Here is a 20,609-nt window from a genome sequence, read left to right on the forward strand (position 1 = left end):
CATTCGCCGCCCGCCAACATTAAGCGAAGGTCGGACAGCGCATCGCGTTGCCTGTCCATGGCTGTTCCGTTACAGTTTTGTGACACGGCGCTCCCCGGCGGCGCCGGACGCCCTGGCCGCCAGCAGGCTGGCCAGATGGCTTGGCATCACCGCGCCGGATCGTGTTCAGCGTGTCGTCGATGGCGTCCGCGCCTAACCCAGGTCCTTCCGCCGCCACCGCCGTGCTGGCGAGCGTTGCCGCGATCGGCATCTGGCGCTTGCTCGCCGTCGCGGCGCCGCATCTGGCCGCGCTCGCGCTGATGTACGAGACCGAGACCGATTTCAGTTCGCGCCTCGGCTTCGCGCTCAGTTGGGGCATCCTCAATTTCTTCTGGATCACGCTGCTCCGCCGCCCCGCGCTGTCGGGCGCGCTGTCGCTGACCATGGTCGTGGTGCTGGTGCTGCTGTCGCGGCTCAAGCACGACGTCGTGCAGATGACCGTGAACTTCATCGACCTGATGATGATCGACCGCGACACCGTCGCCTTCCTGTTCACGATCTTCCCAAACCTGCGCTGGTCGGTGATCGGCGCCTGCCTCGTCATCCTGCCGCTGATGTATGCACTGTGGTGTCTCGATCCGTTCCGCGTCCGCCGCCTGCCGGCGCTCACCTGCAAGCTCGCCTGCCTTGCCGCGCTGGTCGGCTATTCCCTCTATCATCCGGACGAAGCCTGGCGCGGCTATTACGACGACGGCTATCTCTCAAAATTCTTCCGCTCCGGTGTCACCGCGGTCTCCGACTTCGCGCAATACGGCTTCATGGAGTCGGCCGCGTCCACCGGCGAGCATCTCAACATGCCGCTGGTCGATGCCTGCCACCCCGCGGGGCGGCGGCCGAACATCATCATGATCCATGATGAATCCAGTTTCGACATCCGCGCCGCGAGAGGCATCAAGGTGCCGCCTGACTATGGCAGCCATTTCAAATCTTGGGACGGCAAGCAGCGCACCTTCCTCGCCGAGAGCAATGGCGGACCGAGCTGGTTCACCGAATACAACGTGCTCGCCGGCCTGTCGTCGCGCTCCTTCGGCCGTTTTGCCTATTTCGTGACGCGCATCGCCTCGGGGCGCGTTGAGCGCGGCCTGCCGCTCAGCTTGCGCCGCTGTGGCTACGACACGATGTCGCTCTATCCGGCTTACGGCGCCTTCATGAGCGCGCGCAGCTTCCAGATGACGACCGGCATAGAGCGCTTCTACGACGCGAAGGATCTCGGCGCCAAGGACGTCGAGCCCGACTCCTTCTTCTACGACAAGGCGCTTGAGTTGATGGGCCAGCAGCCGCCGAACAAGCCGCTGTTCAGCTTCATCTATCTCGGCGCCAATCATTTCCCCTGGGAGACACGCTTCCGTCCCGACCTGATGCCGAACTGGCGCGCGCCGGGCAACACATCGTCGATCGACGAATATCTGCGCCGGCAGGCGATGAGCGCCGAGCAGTACCAGGCCTTCCTGGCCGGCCTGAAGAAGAAATTTCCGAACGAGCCGTTCCTGATCGTGCGCTATGGCGATCATCAGCCGGAATTCGCGCCGCAGATCCTCGAACCGGGCCTCGACGAAGGCAGTCTCGGCAAGAAGCTCGACGACTATGATCCGCGTCTCTACGCCACCTATTATGCGATCGACGCCATCAATTTCGAGCCGGTGAACAGCGACGCCGTGATGGACACGATCGACGGCGCCTATTTGCCGCTGGTGATCCAGGAGGCCGCCGGTATCCCGCTTGACCCGTCCTTCGCCGCGCAGAAGGACGTCATGCTACGCTGCAAGGGCATCTTCTATGGCTGCAAGGACGGCCAGGAGGCGCGTCGCCTAAACCGCCTGCTGATCAACGCCGGCATGATCCACGGGCTGTAGCGTTGCTCGCCCGAGCGACGCTCTCTCGCCGTCACCCTGAGGTGTGAGCCCTGCGGCGCAAGCTCGCCGCTGGGCGAGCCTCGAAGGACGACGGCCAGGCTGCGTCTCGGCCGTTCACCCTTCGAGGCTCGCGTTCCGCGAGCACCTCAGGGTGACAGGTCTGGCAGATGCGCGTGAGGCCACCGCGCCTACCGCTTCCCCACCTTCTCCCACAGCCACTTCGCCACCACGTCGGGCGACGAGTTCGCATCGTTGCCGCTGGCGCGCAGATTTGCTTCGCGCATGTCGGCGATGTCGATCCGTTCGAGCAGCGGTTTCAGGGCGGCCTTGAGCCGGTCATCGCCGGCGCGCTTGGGAGCGAGTAGCAGAATGGCGTCGTAGGGCGGGATCGCGTTCTTGGGATCGTCGAGGGTCACGAGGTCGTATTTCGCGATCAGGCCGTCGCTGGTGTAGCCCGCGATGACGTCGACCTCGCCGCTTGCGACCGCCGCATACATGAAATCAGGCTGCATCTGGCGCTGGGCGCGGAACGCGAGCCCGTAGGCATCGCGCAACGCCGCCCATTCCGGGCGCGAGAAGAACTCGTAGTCGGCGGCGATCGAGAGGCCTGCCGTATGCGCGGCGAGATCGGCGACGGAGTGAATGCCGAGCGCCTCGGCGCGCTTGCGCGGCATCACCAGCGCATAGGCGTTCTCGAAGCCGAGCTCGCCGAGCAGAGTGATGTTCTGTTTGGCGAGTGCCGTCTTCAGCTCGTCGATCAGCTCCTTGCGCGGCTTGATATCCGTGCGGTGCAACTGATTGGCCCAGAGCGTGCCGGAATAGTCGACATAGAGATCGATGTCGCCGGCCTTCAGCGCTTCGAAGGCGACGTTCGAGCCGAGGCCCGAGCGCGTCGTCGCGGGCAGGCCAGCCGCCGCCAGGCGGTCCCGGATCAGGGCCGACAGCACGTATTGCTCGGCGAATGTCTTGGCGCCGACGACGTAAGCGGGCGACGAGCGTCCAAGCGATGGCACCAGCGTCGCGGCGACCAGCGCGGCAATCCCGACGCCGCCGAGCGTCGTGCGCAGCCGGTTGCGGTTGCGCAAGCCGGTTTCGATCAGGCCAAGCAATTGATCCACCGCGAGCGCCAGCACGGCGGAGGCAAAGCAGCCGAACAGCACGAACACCCAGTTCTGGGTTTGCAGGCCGGCGAAGATGTAATTGCCGAGGCTGGTCTGCCCGATCGGCGTCGACAAAGTCGCCGTGCCGATCACCCAGACGGCGGCGGTGCGAATGCCCGCCATCATCACCGGCAGCGCCAGCGGCAGCTCGACCATGACAAGCGATTGCCGCGGCGTCATGCCGACGCCTTGGGCCGCTTCGAGCAAAGCGGGATCGATGCCGTTCAAGCCGGTGATGCCGTTGCGCAGCACCGGCAGCATGGAATAGAGCGCCAGCGCCAGCATCGCCGGCAGGAAGCCGAAGGCCGAGAAGGCGACGCCGAACCAGGCGAGTGTCACGGAGGCCGCGAGCAGCAGGAGCGGATAGAACAGCGCGAGCAGGGCTAGCCCCGGCACGGTCTGCACGATGCTCGCGAGCGCGAGCAGGATATTGCGCGCCACCGGGCGATTGCGGCAGAGGATCGCGAGCGGCAGGCTCACGATGAGCCCGAGCGCGAGCGCGGCAAGGCTCACCCGCACATGGTTGCCGAGATAGTCCGGCAGATGCGACAGCGCCTCGCCCCAGCGTGGATCGGAGATCAGGCTCATGCCGCACCACCCTGCGGCAGCCGCTCGTTCAGTCGCGCGACCTGGCGCCGCGGCGTGCGGAGCAGCTCCAGCACATAGGCATCGTCGCTTCGGCCGAGCTCCGCCGGTGTGCCCTGTGCGAGCAGCTTTCCGGCGCGCATCACCGCGATGCGGTCGGCAAGCAAGATTGCTTCCGTCATGTCATGGGTGATCATGACCGTGGTCAGGCGGAGCTTGTGATGCAGCGCGCGATAATCTTCGCCGAGCGCGTCGCGGGTCAGGGGATCGAGCGCGCCGAACGGCTCGTCCATCAGCACGATGCGTGGACGCGCGGCCAGTGCCCGCGCCACCCCGACGCGCTGGCGCTGTCCGCCGGACAGGTCTTGCGGCAATCGATCGCGATGCTGGGTACGGTCGAGCCGTACCAGGTCGAGCAGCTCATCCACGCGTGCGGCAATCTCCTTCTCCGGGATGCCCAGCAGCTTCGGCGTGATGCCGATATTGTCCGTGACGCTCAGATGCGGAAACAGCCCGCCGCTCTGGAAGACGTAGCCGATGCGCCGTCGCAGCGCGACAGGGTCGACGTGGCTGATATCCTCGCCCTCAACCGTGATCGTGCCACGGTCGGCCTCGATCAGCCGGTTGGTCAGCCGCAGCAGGGTGGTCTTGCCCGAGCCGGAGCCGCCGACGATGGCCAGAAACTCGCCCTCGGCGACGTCGAGCGAAACGCCGTTCACGGCCACGACCGAGCCGAAGTTTTTCGCGACCTGCGCGTAGCCGATCACGGGTTTGGAGGCCATCGGTACCGACCCAGCCCTGCACTCCCGCAAGGGGAGTTTGATGGAGGCGACCCCGCATGCGTACCACGCTTGGCCGCTCGATTGAACTTGCCGGCGCAAGCGGCTAAGGCATCCAGCCAAGAGCTGGGAGAAAATCGGCAGATGACAATGCCCACGGCGGTGGCGCTCGAGGATACGAAAGTCGCATTCCGGCTGGGGGACGGGCGCGTCTATACCGCGGTCGAACAGGCGCAGCTCGCTGTCGGCCAAGGTGAGTTCGTTGCCATCGTCGGCCCGACCGGCTGCGGCAAATCCACCCTGCTCAACGTCGCCGCGGGGTTGCTGAAGCCCGCCGCTGGCAGCGTCAAGGTGTTCGACCGGCCGCTCGCCGGCCTCAACAAGGATGCCGGCTATTTGTTCCAGGCCGATGCGCTGTTCCCCTGGAAGACGGCCGTCGACAACGTCGCGATCGGCCTCGAGATCAGGGGCACGCCGCGCCCCGAGGCGCTTGCGCGCGCACAGAAATGGCTGACCTCGGTCGGGCTTGGCGCGTTCGCGGGCCGCTACCCGCATATGCTCTCCGGCGGCCAGCGCAAGCGTGTGGCGCTGGCGCAGGTGCTGATCCGCGATCCAAAAATCCTGCTGATGGACGAGCCGTTCGGCCCGCTCGATGCCCAGACGCGGCAGGTCATGGGCAATCTCCTGCTCGAGCTCTGGAGCGCCGACCGCAAGGCGGTGCTGTTCGTCACCCACGATCTGGAAGAGGCGATCGCGCTCGCCGACCGCGTCGTGATCATGTCGGCAGGCCCGTCCTCGCGCATCATCGGCGACTGGCGCGTCGAGCTTGCACGCCCGCGCGACATCTTCGAGGTGCGGCTGGACAAGGAGTTCCATGCGCTCCATCGCGAGATCTGGAGCGTGCTCAAGGATGAGGTGATGAAGGGCTACGCACAATCCACCCAGGCGGAGGCGGTCTGATGTCGCGCCTCACGCTGCTTTCGCTGCAATTGCTGGTCGCCGTGGTCGCGATCGTGCTGTGGCAGGTGCTCTCTACGGTTCCGGTGTTCGGAAAGATCCTGTTGCCGCCATTCTTCTTCTCCAACCCGGTCGACGTGTTCAGCCAGATCGTCAAATGGTTCGCGAGCGGCGTGATCTGGAAGCATCTCTGGATCACGCTCTGGGAATCGATCCTCGCCTTCGTGATCGGCTCGCTCGGCGGCGTGCTGGTCGGCTTCTGGTTCGCGCGGCAGCCGGTGGTCGCCGCCGTGTTCGATCCCTATGTCAAGATGGTCAATGCGCTGCCGCGCGTGGTGCTCGCGCCGATCTTCGCGCTGTGGCTGGGCCTCGGCATCTGGTCCAAGGTCGCGCTCGGTGTGACGCTTGTGTTCTTCATCGTGTTCTTCAACGTCTATCAGGGCGTCAAGGAGGTCAGCCGCACCGTGCTTGACAATGGCCGCATGCTCGGCATGAGCGAGCAGCAATTGATGCGGAACGTCTACTGGCCCTCGGCGCTGTCGTGGATGTTCTCTTCGCTGCACACCTCCGTCGGCTTTGCCGTGGTCGGCGCAGTCGTCGGCGAATATCTCGGCTCGGCCGCAGGCCTCGGCTATTTGATCCAGCAGGCTGAAGGCGTGTTCGACGTCGCCGGCGTGTTTGCAGGGATGTTCGTGCTGTCAGCCTTCGTCCTCCTGATCGACATGGGCGTGACGATGGTGGAGCGCCGGCTTCTCGTGTGGCGGCCGACGGCCGCGGACGGGCGAGGCTAGTGATGGTGCGACCGTTGCCGGACCCGCGCAGGGATGCGGGCCCGGACACCTGTGCGAGCCACTCGAGCTCAGTCCAGAAGCTTGGTGTCGTCGGGGGCCTGTGGCGGCGTCTTGATCGCGATCGCCTTGACCTGTCCGCTGATCGGCTTGGTGCCGCCATGCGGCGTCCCCTTGGGAATGATCACGAGGTCACCCGGCTTTACCGTCACCTCCTTGTCGCCGAGCCAGATCGTCCCGGTCCCGTCCAGGATGTACTGGATCTCGTTGGTGTTGGGATGCAAATGCTTGGGCACGTTGCCGACCTGGATCGAGACGGTGGCGCCGTCTGCGGCCATGAACATCTTGGAGCGGTAGCCGACCTCGTTCGCAGGCCCGAGCGCATCGCCTTGCATCTCGCCGGTGTGGATGAGTTGCGCGGTGATGTTCTCGGCAGCCCAAGCCGGCTGGAACAGGTAGGTCACGCCGCACCCTGCGGCGAAGGCGGCGGCGAGCGAGACGGCGATTGCGATGCGGTTCATGGAAGATCCTCCGGATCCAGGGTTGTTGTTATGCCGTCATGCTATTGCGTCGAAAGTCCGATGACCAGTGTCCTGGCCAGCGCTTCTCAAGCCAGTCCTGCTGCTCTAATGTGCCGCCAGCCGAACGGAGGAAACTAATGAAGAACACGATTGCCAGGCTCGCGGGCGCGCTGCTCGCGCTCACGCTCACCACCGGCTTCGCCGCAGCGCAGAGCAAGGTCACCATCGCGGTCGGCGGCGGCTCCTGCCTGTGCTATCTGCCGACGGTGCTGGCAAAACAGCTCGGTGAGTACGAGAAGGCCGGCGTCAATGTCGACCTCGTGGACCTCAAGGGCGGCTCCGATGCGCTCAAGGCCGTGCTCGGCGGCAGCGCCGATGTCGTCTCCGGCTATTTCGACCATTGCGTCAACCTCGCCGCCAAGAAGCAGGAGTTGCAGGCCTTCGTGGTCTATGACCGCTATCCCGGCCTCGTGCTGGTGGTCGCGCCCTCGCATACCAACGAGATCAAGTCGGTGAAGGATCTCGCCGGCAAGAAGGTCGGCGTCAGCGCGCCCGGCTCCTCGACCGACTTCTTCCTGAAATATCTCCTGAAGAAGAACGGCCTCGATCCCGCCGGCACCGCGGTGATCGGCGTCGGCCTAGGTGCGACCGCGGTCGCGGCGATGGAGCAGGGCCAGATCGATGCGGCCGTGATGCTCGATCCCTCCGTCACCGTGCTCCAGGGCAGCCACAAGGACCTGCGCATTCTCAGCGACACCCGCACGCAGAAGGACACGCTCGAGACCTTCGGCGGCGAATATCCGGGCGGCGCGCTGTATTCGACGGCGGCCTGGGTCGCCGGCCACGAGAAGGAGACGCAGGCGCTGACCAATGCGATGCTGAATACGCTTGCCTGGATCCATTCGCACTCGCCGGAAGACATCATGGCGAAGATGCCGGAGGAAATGGTCGGCAAGAACAAGGAGCTCTATCTCGCCGCGCTGAAGAACACGATCCCGATGTTCTCGGAGACCGGCAAGATGGACCCGAAGGGTGCGGACGCCGTGCTTGCGGTGTTCAGCGTCGGATCGCCCGAGGTTGCGAATGCCAAGATCGACGTCAGCAAGACCTTCACCAACAAGTTCGTCGAGCAGGCCAAGAAGACCACGGGGATGAACTCAAAATAATAATGCCAGGCAAATGACGTGAAACTTTGATATGCAGGCGTCATGACGTCTCCGAGCATTCATCGCGTCAAGACGCTTGATCTATCGGTAGGATCGGAGGCGTGGCCGTTCGAGCAAGAGCGGCGCGCCGAGATCGTGGCGCATTTCGCCGAGAAGCAGCGCGAACGGCCAAAGCTATGGAACGGCCGCGTGCTGATCGGCCGCGATCCCGTTCTCTCCGAAGATCGTTTCGCAGCGAGCTACTTCGAGACCGACTTCGCCAGCTTTCTCGCTTGGCGCGACTGGGGTTTCCCCGACAAGGCTGTGTTCAACGGCTTTGGCATGGGCGCGCTGCGCGCCTCGGACGGAGCCTTCGTGCTGGGCGTAATGGGCGAGCATACGGCGAATGCGGGACGCATCTATTTTCCGTCGGGCACGCCGGACCTCGATGACGTCAAGGACGGCGCGCTCGACATTCCCGGCAGCGTAGAGCGCGAGATCGAGGAGGAGACAGGGCTCACAGCCGCCGACTATCAGGCGGAAGCGCATTGGCATTGCGTGGTGTCGGGACCTGCGATCGCGCTTATCCGGGTGCTAGACATGAAGCTGCCGGGTGAAGCGGTTCGCGCCCGGATCGAGGCCAACCTTGCAGCGCAAGAGCATCCGGAGCTTGCCGGCATTCACCTGGTCCGCGGGGTCAGTGATCTGACGCCGACCATGCCGCGGTTCGTCACGGCCTTCATCGAGCAGCAGTTCGCCGCGCGCTGACGCGTTAAGCCCGCGACGCTATTCGGCTTGACATCGCATCTCCCAGCCCATGTGATGGGCAAAAAAGTAAAAGCAAGAAGACTGCAACGCACAATCGTCCAGGGAGGTTTTGATGCGCATGCGCATGGCTGCCCGCTTGGTACGTCACTTGGTACATCACCTAGTACATCGCCTTGTACCTGGGCTGATGGTCGCGATCGCGGCGTCGGGTCTGGTGGCATCTGCCCAGGCTCAGGAGAAGAAGATCAAGATCGGCGTGATTTTTGACCTGACCGGCCCGCTCGCCGGCGGCGGCTCCGAGCTCGAATATATCGGCGCCAAGATCATCCTCGACCAGTTCGCAAAGACCGGCGTCGAGGGCTACAAGGTCGAGGCCGTCTACGCCGACGCCCAGAGCAAGCCCGACGTCGCCATCAACGAATCCGTCCGCCTGCTCGAGCAGGAGAAGGTCGACATGGTGCTCGGCTTCTTCTCCTCGGCGCAATGCGTGCCGGTCGCGGCCCGCGTCGAACAGTTGAAGAAGTTCATGTGGATGACGACCTGCATCTCGTCCGCCGTATTCTCCGACAAGAACTACAAATACGTGTTTCGCCCGCAGGCGAGCGGCGACCAGTTCGGCATGATGACGATGGACTTCATCGCGCAGAACGCGAAGGAGAAGCTCGGCAAGGAGCCGAAGGACCTGCGCGTCGCCATCATCCACGAGGACGGCACCTACGGCGTCGACGTCGCCAAGGGCAACGAGGCCGGCGCCAGGAAGGCCGGCTTCAACGTCGTGCTGAAGGAGGGATATTCGGCGACCGCGCCCGACCTTTCCGCGCTGGTCACGAAGCTCAAGCGCGCCAAGCCCGACGTGATTTTCCACACCGGTTATAATCCCGATATCACGCTCCTGCTTCGCCAGGCGCGCGAGCAGGGCCTGAAGTTCGGCGCGCTGATGGGTCATGGTGCGGGCTACGGCGTCTATGAGAAGCTGAAGGAGGGCATGGGCGCTGACGCCAACTACATCTTCAACACCGATCCGATCTCGATCTGGCTCGCCAACCAGAAGACCATGGATCCGAAGCTCGCGCCCGTGATCAAGATGGTCGGCGAGGAGTTCGACAAGTTCAAGCCGGGTGTCGCCATCCGTTCCGCCCATGTCGGGATCGGCGCTTCCAACACCTACGTCTTCATGGCGGACGTTCTGCCGCGCGCGATCAGGAAGTATGGCGGCATCGATCCGGACGCGCTGCGCCAGGCAGCGCTCGATACCGACATCCCCGAAGGCGGCACCATGCTCGGCTTCGGCGTCAAGTTCTATGGCGAGGGAACGCCGATGGCGGGCCAGAACGAGCGCTCGTTTCCTGTCGTGATCCAATATCTCGACGACAAATCCTATGTGGTGTGGCCGAAGAGCCAGATGCAGCGCGAGGCCGTGCTGCCGCTGCCGAAGGGCACCACCTACAGCAACCAGTAGCGCGGCGGAGGGATGCGGTGCTGGAAGTTCGCGGGCTGGTGAAACGTTTTGGCGGCTTCACGGCCGTCAACAACGTATCCTTCAGGGTCGATCAGGGGGAGATCCTCGGCCTGATCGGCCCCAATGGCTCGGGTAAGAGCACCATCTTCAACATGCTCTCGGGCACGCTCAACCCGACCGCCGGCTCGATCGTGTTCGCAGGTAGCGAGATCGCGGGGCTCGCCCCGCATAGGATCATCAATCGCGGCATCGGCCGCACCTTCCAGATCCCGCGGCCGTTTCGCCGCCTGACGATATTCGAGAACGTCGCGCTCGCCGGCTACTACGGGCAAGGCCGCCACAGCCGCGCCAAGGCAGAGGAGGCCGCCGAGCGCGCGCTCGCCATGGTCGGCCTGCCGACCGATCGGCATGCCGGTGTCGACGGCTTGGGTGCCGCAGGGCTCAAGAAGCTCGAGCTGGCAAAGGCGCTCGCCACGGGACCAAAGCTGCTGCTTGCCGATGAAAGCCTCGGTGGCCTTGATGAAGCCGAGATGGACCAGGCCGCCGACATGCTGCGAAAGATCCGCGACGATCTCGGCATCACCATCATCTGGGTCGAGCACATCATGGGCGTCCTGATGCGCGTGGTCGATCGCGTGATGGTGCTCGATCACGGCGAGAAAATCTCGGAGGGGCTGCCGAGCGCAGTCGCCAGCGACGTGCGGGTCATCGAGGTCTATCTCGGCACCGACGCCGAGACCACACAAGCCGCGGCTGCCGAAGCGCGGCGCCGCGCCGGAGGTTAGCAACCATGCTGGAGCTTCGATCCGTCGACGCCGGCTATGGCAGCTTCCAGGCGCTGTTCGACGTCCGTCTCGAGGTCAAGCCCGGCGAGGCGGTCGGCGTGATCGGCCCGAACGGTGCTGGCAAGACCACCTTGATGCGGGTGATCTCGGGCCTGATCCGTCCCGTGCGCGGATCGATCCGGATGGAGGGCGTCGACGTCGTGACGACGCCAGCGCACCGCATCGTCGGTCTCGGCATCGCGCATGTACCAGAGAACCGGCGGCTGTTCCCGCAACTGTCGGTCGATGACAATCTCAAGATGGGCGCCTTCATGAAGGAGGCACGCCACAAATATGCCGAGCGTCTGGAGATCGTCTTCGACCTGTTCCCGCGCCTGAAGGAGCGCCGCCACCAGATGGCCGGTACCATGTCGGGTGGCGAGCAGCAGATGTGTGCGATCGGCCGCGCGCTGATGTCCGATCCAAAGCTCCTGCTGCTCGATGAGCCCTCCGCAGGGCTCGCCCCGGTGGTCGTGCAGCAGGTGTTCGAGCTCGTGAAGCGGATTCGTGCGAGCGGGCTGACGGTTCTGATCGTCGAGCAGAACGTGCAGCAGGTGCTGCGCGTGGTCGATCGCGCCTATCTGATCGAGGCCGGGTCGATCCGCGCGTCCGGCAGCTCGGCCGAGATGCTGGCGAGCGATACGGTCAAGGAAGCTTATCTCGGGGTGTGAGGGCGGGCAGGCGCATGCAGGCGTTTCTAGACATCTTCGACATCTACCTGCTGGAGGCTGTCATCAACGGCATCCTGCTCGGCGGCGTGCTGGCGCTGCTCGCGCTCGGCCTGAACCTGATCTTCGGCGTCATCGACGTCACCTGGATCTGCTACGCCGAGCTCGTGATGATCGGCATGTACGCCATGTACTTCATGGTCCAGTATTACGGCATCAGCTATTTCATCGCCGCGCCCTTCACCATCCTGCTGGTCGCGTTGCTCGGTGCGGCGCTGCATTATCTCGTCATCGCTCCGCTCCTGACCGCGCCGCCCATCAACCAGTTGCTCGCAACCGGCGGCGTGCTGTTCGTGCTCCAGAGCTTCGCCACTGTCGCTTTCGGCATCGACTTCCGCAATCTCGGCATCCGATTGCCGGTGCTCGCGCTCGGCGACATGAATTTCAGCTATGCCCGGCTGTTGTCCTTCATTGCGGCGCTGGTCGGCATGGTCGCCGTCTATCTCTTCATGACGCGTACCTTCACCGGTACGGCGATCCGCGCCATCGCGCAGGACCGCCAGATCATGGCGCTGATGGGCGTCGATACGAAGAGGATGTATATCATCACCTCGGCACTTGGCGGCGCGCTCGCCGGCCTCGCCGCCTGCCTCCTGGTGTTGCAATACGACGTGCATCCATTCGTCGGCCTGTCGTTTGGGCCGATCACCTTCCTGATCTGCGTGCTCGGCGGCCTCGGCAATTTCATCGGCGGCTTCATCGCCGCCTTCGTCTTTGCCGAGATCATCTCGCTCGGCGGCCTGTTCTCCGATCTCGAATGGGGCTACGTGCTGGCGTTCGCCTTTTTCATCGTCATGATGTTCATCCGGCCCGCCGGCCTGCTCTCGAGGCGCCGATGACGAGACAGGCGCAGCTTGTTGCATGGGCGGTCGGGCTTGCAGCGCTCGTTGCGCTGCCATTTGTCTATCGGGATCCCTATCACCTGCACATATTGGTGCTGATCCTGATCTGGTCGTTCGCCTACACATCCTGGTCGATGATGGGGCGGTTCGGCCTGGTCTCGCTCGGCCATGGCGGCTTCATGGGGATCGGCGCCTATGTCACGGCGCTGTTGTGGAACCATCTGGGCTTGTCGCCCTGGATCGGCATTCCCATCAGCATGATCGCGGCCGGTGCGCTGGCGCTTGTGGTCGGCTATCCCTGTTTCCGCTTCCGGATCACCGGGCACTACTTCGTTCTGGTCACCCTGGCGCTGTCAGGCATCGTGCTCCAGGTCATTACCGCCACGCGCGACTGGACCGGCGGCTCGCTCGGCTATACGCCCAACCGGGCGGCGGGCAACAAGCTTTGGGCGCTCCAGTTCGATGACAAGACGACCTGGTATCTGGTCGCGCTTGCGGTCTGGTTCGCCGGGCTCGTGGTCTGGCACTGGGTTGATCGCAGCATGAGCCGCTTCGCGCTGGAGGCGATCTCGGAGGACGAGGACGCTGCGGCCGCCGCCGGCGTCGACGTCACCGCGGAGAAGCTGAAGATCACGCTGATCAGCGCGCTGATGACGGCGCTGGCCGGCGCGATCTACTGCCAGTACCAGATGTTCATCACGCCCGACACGGTGAGCGGCATCGCCGTGTCGCTCCAGATGGTCTTTGCGGCCATCGTCGGCGGCCTGTTCGTTTCACTGGGCCCGACCGTCGGCGCCATCATCACCATCCTGCTCGCCGAATCCCTGCGCATCGGATTTGGAACCAAGGCCGTCGGATGGGACAACCTCGTCTACGGCGTCCTGCTCGTCCTCTTCATCATATTCCTCCCCAAGGGCATTCTTGGTAGCCTGCTCGAACGATTGAAGCCGCAACGCAAACCGTCTCCGAGCTCATGAACAAGAAACCCTCCAAAACGCTCGCCGCAGAGCTCGCCAGGTTCATCACGCCGTACCGTTTCGACGGTTCGGGGAAATTTCACCTGAAGGACCACAAGACGAACGAAAGGGGCGGTCTCGACAAGGACGAGGCGCAAAAGATCCTCGAGGTCAACAAGAAGCATCTCGCCGATTTCCAGGAGAAGCTCTACGCGCAGGACCGCTGGTCGGTCCTGATCATCATCCAGGGTATGGATGCGGCCGGCAAGGACAGTGCGATCAAGGCGCTGTTCGAAGGCATCAACCCGCAGGGCTGCGAGGTCCATGCGTTCAAGGCGCCGACCAGCCACGAGCTCGATCATGATTTTCTCTGGCGCCATGTCGTTGCGCTGCCGGCGCGCGGTCTTATCGGGATATTCAACCGCTCCCATTACGAGGAATGCCTGGTGACGCGCGTGCATCCGGAAATCCTCGCCAAGGAGAAGCTGCCGCCCGGGCTCGTCACCAAGAACATCTGGCGCGAACGGTTCGAGGACATTTCCGCCTTCGAGCGCTACCTCGTCCGCAACGGCACCGTCGTGCTGAAATTCTTCCTCAACCTGTCCAGGGAGGAGCAGCGCCAACGCTTTCTCGACCGGTTGGAGGACCGCTCCAAGCAGTGGAAATTCTCGATGGATGACATCAAGGAGCGTGCGCTGTGGCCGCGCTACCAGGCGGTGTATCAGGACATCGTCCGGCACACTGCGACGACCCATGCACCCTGGTATGTCGTGCCCGCCGATCACAAATGGTTCGCGCGTGTCGTCATCGGGGCCGTCATCGTCGCCGCGCTCGAGCGGCTCGACCTGCAATTTCCGCGCGCCGACAGGGCTTCGCTGCGCGAGTTCAAGGCGGTGCAGCAGGCCCTGGAGGGTGAAGCGAAGGGAGGGAGGAAGCGCGCAAGGTGAGGGGCAACGGCAGCAAGAACGTGAAGAACGTCAACTTCGCGCTACAGGGCGGCGGAGCGCACGGCGCGTTCGTGTGGGGCGTGCTCGACCTCGTGCTGGAGGACGGGAGGCTAGCGATCGAGGCGATCAGTGCGACCAGCGCCGGTGCGATGAATGCGGTGGCGATGGCTTCGGGCATGGCGCTCGGCGGCGCGGAAGCCGCGCGCGAGAACCTGCATCAGTTCTGGTACGAGGTTTCGCGCATGGACATGGTGTACGACCTGTTCTCGCCGCTCAACCAGTGGATCCAGGCCCTGAAGCTGCCGCCGGAGTATCATCCGGTGCACTCCTTCATCCACACCCTGACCCACACGGTGCCGCCGAACGTTCTCAATCCCTTCCACTTCAACCCGCTGCGCGCGCTGTTGCAGCGGGTCGTCGATTTCGACCGGCTGAATTCCTCGCCGGATGCGCCCCAGCTGTTCCTCAATGCCACCAATATCCGCACCGGCAAGATCAAGGTGTTCCAGACGCCACTCTTGAGTGCGGACGCCGTGCTCGCCTCGGCCTGCCTGCCGCCCTATTTCCAGGCCGTCGAGATCGACGGCGAGCATTATTGGGACGGCGGCTATCTCGGCAACCCTGCGATCTTTCCGCTGATCTATCGCAAGGGCAGCCACGACGTCATCATCGTGCAGGTGACTGCGATCCGGCGTGACGAGTTGCCGGCGAGCGCGGCCGACGTGCTCCACCGTATCAACGAGATCAGCTTCAACTCATCGTTGATGCGCGAGATGCGCGCGATCGCCTTCGCGACGAAACTGATCGACAATGGCGAGCTCGACAAGGAGACCCACAGTCGCATGTACATGCACTGGATCGGCAACGATCAGTTGATGTCGCAGCTCGGCACTGCGACGCAATTCCACCCGGAATGGAGCCTGTTGTGCCGGTTGCGCGATGAGGGCCGCGAGGCGGCGCGAAGCTGGCTCGACAAGCACTTTGGGCAGATCGGCAATGCCTCGACGGTCGATCTGACCGAGATGTTTCTCTGAGGTCGGGTTGCCTGTTCGAGCTGCCTCTTGCGATCCCGACGCCTTGCGGGGCGGCAGAAAGAGATGCACCCAGGTTGGCAATCATCGCGAGACTTAGGCTCGCTTGATTGAGAGCACTTCAAAGGTCTTGGTGATTGTTGCGACCGCGTTGTCATATTTGGCGAGCGCCACACAGCAAACGAGCGCGTCAACTATCGCCAGCTGAGCGATGCGGCTCGTCATAGCTTCCGTCCGGAAGCTGGTTTCCTTGGCCATCGTGTGTAGCATGATGTCGCAGTAGCGCTGAATGGGCGACTTGCCGAAGTTCGAAATGCAGATCGTCGTCGCGCCGGCCTCCTTCGCAAGCCGTGTCGCCGCAATCGTCTCATGCGTGCTGCCGGAATGCGAAATCGTAAGGACCGCGACGTGCGGCCCGGTCAGCGAGGCGCTGATCGCCTGAACGTGTGAATCCAGGACGACCTTCGATTCGATTCCGATCCGGAGCAGGCGATAGTTCGCATCCTCAGCCACGGGCGCGGCGCTGCCGATTCCGTAGACCTCGACGCGATCGGCCTGGAGGATGGCCTTCACGGCAGCAGCCATCTTTGCGGAATCGACGACCTTGCGCGTGTCCTGCAGGGCCTGCAGGTTGGACTGGAAGATCTTCTCGACGACAGTCGCGACGTCGTCGTTCCGCTTCAGATCCTCGTGGATGAACTGAACCGGTTGCACAAGATCGCGCGCGAGCGCGATCTTGAGCTGCTGGAACCCGCGCGCACCGAGTTGCTGGCAGAACGCGACGACGCTGCCTTCGCTCGCTCCGGCGCGTTCGGCAACCTCCGTCACGGACATGTGCACGACTTCCGCAGGATGGGCGCTGATGAAGTCCGCGATCCGGCTCGCCGTTGGCGGCAGGTCGGCCTTGGTCGCTGCGATCCGTTCGAGCATGCCGCTCGGAGAAAGAGTCGGCGAATGCTCGGGCTTGGCGGCTGGGTCCGCCTGTTTCATGCGTGGTTTTTGCACGCCGCGCTTCTTCGTCGTTGAGGGCATTTTCAATCACCTGATAGGACGAGACGTTGCATCGTCTCGACATTAAGATAGCGGATTCCGAGCCGGCCGGCGCCTGCTCCATCGGTGTGCGGGTTGTCACCGATCATCACGGCCTCGGATGGACTGACGCCGAGTCGCGTCAACGCTCGTTCGAACAGCGCAGGCTCGGGTTTGCCGATGATGCGATATGAGACGGCGCCGGCACAAGACAGGACCGCCGCAAGCAGTGCGCCGGTTTCCGGTACGACCGATCCGGCCCTGCCGGGATGCGTGGTATCCGGGTTCGTCACGATCAGTTGGGCGCCGTCCCGTACCAGGTTTGCCGCGAATGACAACTTGTCATAGTTGAAGGCGCGATCGCGCGCGATCACGACGATGTCCGGCTCGAGCATTGTCATGTTCAGACCCAGGCCGCGGCCATATTCGCGGAGGGCAGGGCTGCCGAGCAGCATCACGCGCGAAGCGCGCCGCTCTTGCGCGATGATGTCGAGCGTGCAGGCACCGGCGAGCACGATCCGGCCGGGGTCAATTGGAAGGCCGATCTGGAGCAGCAGCCGGGCAAGCTCGGCGGGCGTGTGCTCCGCGTCGTTGGAAACCAGGGCGAATTGTCCGCCGAAGGCGTCCAGCATGCGCCGCGCACCTGGCAAAGGTTTGTTGTCGCTGATCAGTGTCCCGTCGAGATCGACGAGATAGCCCCGTGCTCTCCATCCCTGCTTCACCTTCCGCCTCTCCGCCCTTGAATTGAATGTTATTCAGTCTATAAGCAAACTAGGACTGAGACAAATTCATCAAACTATTATCCGACGGTGCCAATGATCGGCAACATGGAGGCGGGGCATGGCCCGGATTTCGGTCGAGAACATCGGCAAGGCGTTCCGTCAGACGGAGTCTTGAAGGATGTGTCGCTCGACATCGCCGACGGTGAGTGCCTGACGTTGGTCGGCTCGAATCCTGTGAGACGGACCTTGAGCGAACAACGGGTGGCTTCGGATGAAGTCCTGATCGCGTGGATCGCGCAAGGCGACCGGCGCGCCATGCAGGTGCTGTACGGACGGCACCATGTCAGGGTATTCAGTTTCGGGCTTCGGCTCGTCCACGACGAACAGGTTGCGGAAGATCTCATCAGCGAGGTCTTTCTCGACGTCTGGCGTCGGGCTGGCAAGTTTGAAGGCCGATCTGCTGTCTCAACCTGGCTGCTGGCGATTACGCGCTTCAAGGCCCTCTCGGCGCTACGGCGCAGGAGGGACCTTACGTTGGAAGACGAGGCTGCCCACGCGATCGAGGACACGTCCGACGACCCGGAAGTGGCCACGACGAAGAAGGATACCGGCGAAGCGTTGCGCAAGTGCCTGGGCGGGCTTTCGCCGGAGCACCGGGAGATTGTCGATCTCGTCTACTACCACGAGAAAGCCCTGGAAGAGGTGGCCGAAACCGTCGGGATTCCGGAGAACACCGTGAAAACGCGCTTGTTCTACGCGCGGAAAAAACTGGCCGAGTTGCTGAAGGCTGCCGGCGTTGAACAAGGTTGGCGATGAGGGGATCGAGCAAAAAGGTGCTGGAAGAAGACGGAAGACGCCAATGAAGTCGAGCTACTGCTTCCAGGGTACGCCGGGGCCTGCTGAACGTGCGCGCTGGGTCGAGGAGGGGCTGACTCGTGATCCCGCTCGCCGGCGAATATGCCGTTATCCGCGAGGAACATGCCGAGACCATCGCTTGGGTCGGCGCTTGCGATTCGGTGATCAGACGATGAGCAAGGGCGATCTCACCAACCTGATCAACAGAGTTTCAAGCGAGAAGATCGTCAATCTCGCCGTGAGCATAGCCTCTGGTTTTCCACTTTAGTCTCGCCGTCAATGAGCCGAACGACTTTAAGAGGCTTGTCGCGGCAAAGGTTTGCGACCGCTGATCAGCGTCCCGTCCAGATCGACGAGATAGCTCCGTGTCCGCACTCCTGATCCACGTTCCACCTTTCCGCCTCGGATTATTGACTGAGCTTTATTCAGCTCGTAACTAGACAATTACTGAGACAAATTCATGAAACTGTCATCCGACGGTGCCAATGATGCGGCGGCATGGAGGCGGCAGATGGCACGGATTTCGGTCGAGAACATAAGCAAGGCGTTCCGTCAGGCGGACGTCTTGAACGACGTGTCGCTCGACATCGCCCATGGTGAATTCCTGACGCTGGTCGGTCCGTCCGGTTGCGGCAAGACCACGTTGTTGCGCATCATCGCCGGTTTCGAAGACCAGGACAGCGGCAGCATTCGGATCGGTGACCGCTGCGTCGACGCCTTGCGGCCGAAGCAGCGCGACCTGGCGATGGTGTTTCAGTCCTATGCGCTGTACCCGCACATGACGGTTGCGAAGAACGTCGCGCTTCCGTTGACCATGCGCCGCATGAATGTCTTGCAGCGGCTGCCGCTGATCGGTCGCATAATGCCCGGGGCAGGCGAGGCTCGGCGAGCGATCGCCGCCGACGTGTGCGCCGTCACGTCGGCGCTTGGCATTGACCATCTGCACGATCGCAGGCCATCGCAGCTTTCCGGCGGCCAGCGTCAGCGCGTCGCACTCGCGCGTGCCATGGTGCGCCAGCCGCTTGCCTTCCTGATGGACGAGCCGCTGTCCAATCTCGATGCAAAGATGCGCCTGCAAGCGCGTGCGGAGATCGCCGAACTGCATCATCGCCTCGGGGCGACGTTCATCTACGTGACCCACGATCAGGCTGAAGCGATGACCATGTCCGATCGTGTCGCCGTGATGATGGGCGGCCGCCTGCTCCAGGTTGCTCCGCCGCAACAGGTCTATGACGATCCGGCGACGATCGAGATCGCCCGCTTCATCGGGACACCGGAGATCAACGTCATTCCAGCGACGGTGCGCGCCGATGGTTGCGTCGAAGTACTGGGCCGCTCCTGGCCGATATCGGCGCGGGTCGATGCCGGCGCGCCGGTTTCACTCGCGATCCGTCCCGAAGCGTGGACGCTCGAAGACGAGAATGCTCGCGGAGCCGAGCTGACCGGCACGGTGCGGCATTTCGAGCCGCTGGGTTCGGAAACGCTCGTTTATGTGGGGGTCGAGAACCTCGCGTCCGCCGTCGTGATGCGCGCTGATCCCGTGGATGCGGCTAGGCTCGCGGTCGGGCGCCGCGTTCGCATTTGGGCGGATCCATCGCGTGTCCTCCTGTTCGACGCGACGGGCCGGCGCGTTCGGGCAACGGCGAGCAACGCCGTGTCGCGTCTTGCCGAGGTGCGTCATGGCTGAGGCGGGGACGTTGAAGGCACCGAGCGCTTCGGCTCATGCTGGAACGGCGCGCCCCGCAGGCCTGGCGGCAGAGATGCTGGCCGGATGGATACTCGCATCGCCTGCGGTGATGCTGATGTGGCTGCTGCTGCTGGGGCCAGCCGTAGCAGTCGTCGTTCTCTCCTTCACCGATTGGACGTTCGGTGCGCCGACGATCGCCTGGGTCGGGCTTGGCAATTACGCCGAGATGCTCGCGGACCCGTCGTTCTGGGTCTCGCTGAAGAATACGCTGCTTTACGTCTCGTTCTCCGTGCCGCTTTCGGTACTGCTTGGATTGCTGGTGGCGCTCCTGATCGAGGCGGGGACGTCGTTGCGCGGGTTTTACCGCGCAGTCTATTTCCTGCCGGTCACCGCGACGCTGCTGGCGATGGCCTTCGTATTCCAGTTCGCGTTCCATCCGACGATCGGCGTCGTCAATCAGCTCTTCGCGGTCCTTGGGTTGCCGACGCTCGACTGGCTGAAGACGCCGTCTACGGCGCTCTACGCGCTCGGCGTCATCGGGATCTGGCAAGCTGTCGGCCTTAATATGGTGCTGTTCCTTGCTGGCCTGAAAGCCATCCCGCGCGACCTTTACGAGGCTGCTGCGCTCGACGGTGTCGACGGCGCCTGGGAGCGTTTTCGGCTGGTCACCTGGCCACTGCTCGGCCCGGCCGCCGTGTTTGTCGTGACGATCACATCGATCCGGTCATTCCAGGTCTTCGACACCATCGCGGTCCTTACGCAAGGCGGCCCCAACAAGTCCACCAGCGTGCTGCTCTTCCAGATGTACCAGGAGGGCTTCTCTTTCCTGCGCTCGGCCTACGCGGCGGCGCTTACCTGTGTGTTCCTGGGGATCGTGCTGCTGCTGACGCTGGTGCAGACCACTCTTCTCGACAAGCGCGCGCACTACGGATGA

General features: G+C 63.5%; 19 protein-coding genes and 1 pseudogene. 15 read left to right on the forward strand and 5 right to left on the reverse strand.

Annotated features, from left to right (window positions below):
* Window positions 1-179 precede the first annotated feature (179 nt).
* Entirely contained in the window at window positions 180-1,892 is a 1,713-nt protein-coding gene (locus YUU_RS0122500; RefSeq protein ID WP_027524443.1) for a sulfatase-like hydrolase/transferase, read from the forward strand.
* A gap of 188 nt (window positions 1,893-2,080) precedes the next feature.
* On the opposite strand, the gene YUU_RS0122505 is transcribed toward YUU_RS0122500, so the two are convergent.
* Both YUU_RS0122505 and YUU_RS0122510 read right to left on the reverse strand, forming a co-directional pair.
* Entirely contained in the window at window positions 2,081-3,640 is a 1,560-nt protein-coding gene (locus YUU_RS0122505; protein ID WP_027524444.1) for an ABC transporter permease/substrate-binding protein, read from the reverse strand.
* The gene (locus YUU_RS0122510) at window positions 3,637-4,419 is read right to left on the reverse strand and encodes an ABC transporter ATP-binding protein (protein ID WP_027524445.1); all 783 of its coding nucleotides are present in this window, start codon (window positions 4,417-4,419) and stop codon (window positions 3,637-3,639) included. Before YUU_RS0122510 ends, YUU_RS0122505 begins: the two co-directional genes overlap by 4 nt.
* A 141-nt stretch (window positions 4,420-4,560) precedes the next feature.
* Between YUU_RS0122510 and YUU_RS0122515 the strand changes: the two genes are divergently transcribed.
* Together YUU_RS0122515 and YUU_RS0122520 are read left to right on the forward strand one after the other, a co-directional pair.
* Complete coding sequence (locus YUU_RS0122515; protein ID WP_027524446.1) at window positions 4,561-5,376, forward strand: ABC transporter ATP-binding protein; 816 nt, start codon at window positions 4,561-4,563, stop codon at window positions 5,374-5,376.
* Window positions 5,376-6,164, forward strand: a complete 789-nt coding sequence (locus YUU_RS0122520; protein WP_027524447.1) for an ABC transporter permease — start codon at window positions 5,376-5,378, stop codon at window positions 6,162-6,164. Before YUU_RS0122515 ends, YUU_RS0122520 begins: the two co-directional genes overlap by 1 nt.
* 68 nt (window positions 6,165-6,232) lie before the next feature.
* Here YUU_RS0122520 and YUU_RS0122525 read toward each other — a convergent pair whose 3' ends face one another.
* Window positions 6,233-6,682 (reverse strand): cupin domain-containing protein, encoded by a 450-nt coding sequence (locus tag YUU_RS0122525; RefSeq protein WP_027524448.1) that lies wholly within the window; start codon window positions 6,680-6,682, stop codon window positions 6,233-6,235.
* A gap of 137 nt (window positions 6,683-6,819) precedes the next feature.
* Here YUU_RS0122525 and YUU_RS0122530 point away from each other — a divergent pair, with 137 nt between their 5' ends.
* From YUU_RS0122530 to YUU_RS0122570, 9 genes and pseudogenes are all read left to right on the forward strand, one after another.
* Window positions 6,820-7,848, forward strand: coding sequence for an ABC transporter substrate-binding protein (locus YUU_RS0122530; RefSeq protein WP_027524449.1), 1,029 nt, complete (start codon window positions 6,820-6,822; stop codon window positions 7,846-7,848).
* A 42-nt stretch (window positions 7,849-7,890) separates the two neighbouring features.
* Window positions 7,891-8,595 carry a hypothetical protein gene (locus YUU_RS0122535; RefSeq protein ID WP_027524450.1) on the forward strand — a complete coding sequence of 235 codons (705 nt, stop codon included), beginning with the start codon at window positions 7,891-7,893 and terminating at the stop codon, window positions 8,593-8,595.
* Between the two features lie 112 nt (window positions 8,596-8,707).
* Window positions 8,708-10,054, forward strand: coding sequence for an ABC transporter substrate-binding protein (locus YUU_RS0122540; protein ID WP_027524451.1), 1,347 nt, complete (start codon window positions 8,708-8,710; stop codon window positions 10,052-10,054).
* A gap of 17 nt (window positions 10,055-10,071) precedes the next feature.
* Window positions 10,072-10,839, forward strand: coding sequence for an ABC transporter ATP-binding protein (locus YUU_RS0122545; RefSeq protein ID WP_027524452.1), 768 nt, complete (start codon window positions 10,072-10,074; stop codon window positions 10,837-10,839).
* Between the two features lie 5 nt (window positions 10,840-10,844).
* Window positions 10,845-11,549 (forward strand): ABC transporter ATP-binding protein, encoded by a 705-nt coding sequence (locus YUU_RS0122550; protein ID WP_027524453.1) that lies wholly within the window; start codon window positions 10,845-10,847, stop codon window positions 11,547-11,549.
* Window positions 11,550-11,563: 14 nt separating this feature from the next.
* Window positions 11,564-12,445, forward strand: a complete 882-nt coding sequence (locus YUU_RS0122555; protein WP_027524454.1) for a branched-chain amino acid ABC transporter permease — start codon at window positions 11,564-11,566, stop codon at window positions 12,443-12,445.
* Window positions 12,442-13,450, forward strand: a pseudogene (locus YUU_RS51390) (branched-chain amino acid ABC transporter permease); the annotation flags it as partial. The gene YUU_RS0122555 and the pseudogene YUU_RS51390, both read left to right, overlap by 4 nt.
* Window positions 13,422-14,351 carry a polyphosphate kinase 2 family protein gene (locus YUU_RS0122565; RefSeq protein WP_027524455.1) on the forward strand — a complete coding sequence of 310 codons (930 nt, stop codon included), beginning with the start codon at window positions 13,422-13,424 and terminating at the stop codon, window positions 14,349-14,351. The pseudogene YUU_RS51390 and the gene YUU_RS0122565, both read left to right, overlap by 29 nt.
* Window positions 14,348-15,385: a patatin-like phospholipase family protein gene (locus tag YUU_RS0122570; RefSeq protein WP_027524456.1), complete on the forward strand. Its 1,038-nt coding sequence runs from the start codon at window positions 14,348-14,350 to the stop codon at window positions 15,383-15,385. The genes YUU_RS0122565 and YUU_RS0122570 overlap by 4 nt, the downstream gene beginning before the upstream one ends.
* Before the next feature lie 93 nt (window positions 15,386-15,478).
* On the opposite strand, the gene YUU_RS0122575 is transcribed toward YUU_RS0122570, so the two are convergent.
* Together YUU_RS0122575 and YUU_RS51395 are read right to left on the reverse strand one after the other, a co-directional pair.
* Window positions 15,479-16,414: a MurR/RpiR family transcriptional regulator gene (locus YUU_RS0122575; RefSeq protein WP_245288071.1), complete on the reverse strand. Its 936-nt coding sequence runs from the start codon at window positions 16,412-16,414 to the stop codon at window positions 15,479-15,481.
* A 2-nt stretch (window positions 16,415-16,416) separates the two neighbouring features.
* Window positions 16,417-17,133 (reverse strand): HAD-IIA family hydrolase, encoded by a 717-nt coding sequence (locus YUU_RS51395; RefSeq protein WP_051389841.1) that lies wholly within the window; start codon window positions 17,131-17,133, stop codon window positions 16,417-16,419.
* A gap of 246 nt (window positions 17,134-17,379) precedes the next feature.
* Here YUU_RS51395 and YUU_RS0122585 point away from each other — a divergent pair, with 246 nt between their 5' ends.
* The 3 genes from YUU_RS0122585 to YUU_RS0122605 all read left to right on the forward strand — a co-directional run bounded on the left by YUU_RS0122585 (window position 17,380) and on the right by YUU_RS0122605 (window position 20,609).
* Entirely contained in the window at window positions 17,380-17,949 is a 570-nt protein-coding gene (locus tag YUU_RS0122585) for a sigma-70 family RNA polymerase sigma factor (protein ID WP_027524458.1), read from the forward strand.
* Window positions 17,950-18,499: 550 nt separating this feature from the next.
* Entirely contained in the window at window positions 18,500-19,675 is a 1,176-nt protein-coding gene (locus tag YUU_RS0122600; protein ID WP_027524459.1) for an ABC transporter ATP-binding protein, read from the forward strand.
* On the forward strand, window positions 19,668-20,609 hold the full coding sequence (locus tag YUU_RS0122605) for a carbohydrate ABC transporter permease (protein WP_027524460.1): 942 nt from the start codon (window positions 19,668-19,670) through the stop codon (window positions 20,607-20,609). Before YUU_RS0122600 ends, YUU_RS0122605 begins: the two co-directional genes overlap by 8 nt.

This window comes from Bradyrhizobium sp. Ec3.3 (assembly GCF_000472925.1).
Lineage (GTDB): Bacteria > Pseudomonadota > Alphaproteobacteria > Rhizobiales > Xanthobacteraceae > Bradyrhizobium.

Excerpts from the sequence above, each read along its gene's own strand:
- YUU_RS0122575 (WP_245288071.1), bottom strand. The coding sequence starts at position 16,414 with ATGCCCTCAACGACGAAGAAGCGCGGCGTGCAAAAACCACGCATGAAA.
- YUU_RS0122510 (WP_027524445.1), bottom strand. The coding sequence starts at position 4,419 with ATGGCCTCCAAACCCGTGATCGGCTACGCGCAGGTCGCGAAAAACTTC.
- YUU_RS0122550 (WP_027524453.1), top strand. The coding sequence starts at position 10,845 with ATGCTGGAGCTTCGATCCGTCGACGCCGGCTATGGCAGCTTCCAGGCG.
- YUU_RS0122605 (WP_027524460.1), top strand. The coding sequence starts at position 19,668 with ATGGCTGAGGCGGGGACGTTGAAGGCACCGAGCGCTTCGGCTCATGCT.
- YUU_RS0122600 (WP_027524459.1), top strand. The coding sequence starts at position 18,500 with ATGGCACGGATTTCGGTCGAGAACATAAGCAAGGCGTTCCGTCAGGCG.
- YUU_RS0122500 (WP_027524443.1), top strand. The coding sequence starts at position 180 with ATGGCGTCCGCGCCTAACCCAGGTCCTTCCGCCGCCACCGCCGTGCTG.
- YUU_RS0122520 (WP_027524447.1), top strand. The coding sequence starts at position 5,376 with ATGTCGCGCCTCACGCTGCTTTCGCTGCAATTGCTGGTCGCCGTGGTC.
- YUU_RS0122555 (WP_027524454.1), top strand. The coding sequence starts at position 11,564 with ATGCAGGCGTTTCTAGACATCTTCGACATCTACCTGCTGGAGGCTGTC.
- YUU_RS0122565 (WP_027524455.1), top strand. The coding sequence starts at position 13,422 with ATGAACAAGAAACCCTCCAAAACGCTCGCCGCAGAGCTCGCCAGGTTC.
- YUU_RS0122505 (WP_027524444.1), bottom strand. The coding sequence starts at position 3,640 with ATGAGCCTGATCTCCGATCCACGCTGGGGCGAGGCGCTGTCGCATCTG.
- YUU_RS0122535 (WP_027524450.1), top strand. The coding sequence starts at position 7,891 with ATGACGTCTCCGAGCATTCATCGCGTCAAGACGCTTGATCTATCGGTA.
- YUU_RS0122525 (WP_027524448.1), bottom strand. The coding sequence starts at position 6,682 with ATGAACCGCATCGCAATCGCCGTCTCGCTCGCCGCCGCCTTCGCCGCA.
- YUU_RS0122540 (WP_027524451.1), top strand. The coding sequence starts at position 8,708 with ATGCGCATGCGCATGGCTGCCCGCTTGGTACGTCACTTGGTACATCAC.
- YUU_RS0122530 (WP_027524449.1), top strand. The coding sequence starts at position 6,820 with ATGAAGAACACGATTGCCAGGCTCGCGGGCGCGCTGCTCGCGCTCACG.
- YUU_RS0122515 (WP_027524446.1), top strand. The coding sequence starts at position 4,561 with ATGACAATGCCCACGGCGGTGGCGCTCGAGGATACGAAAGTCGCATTC.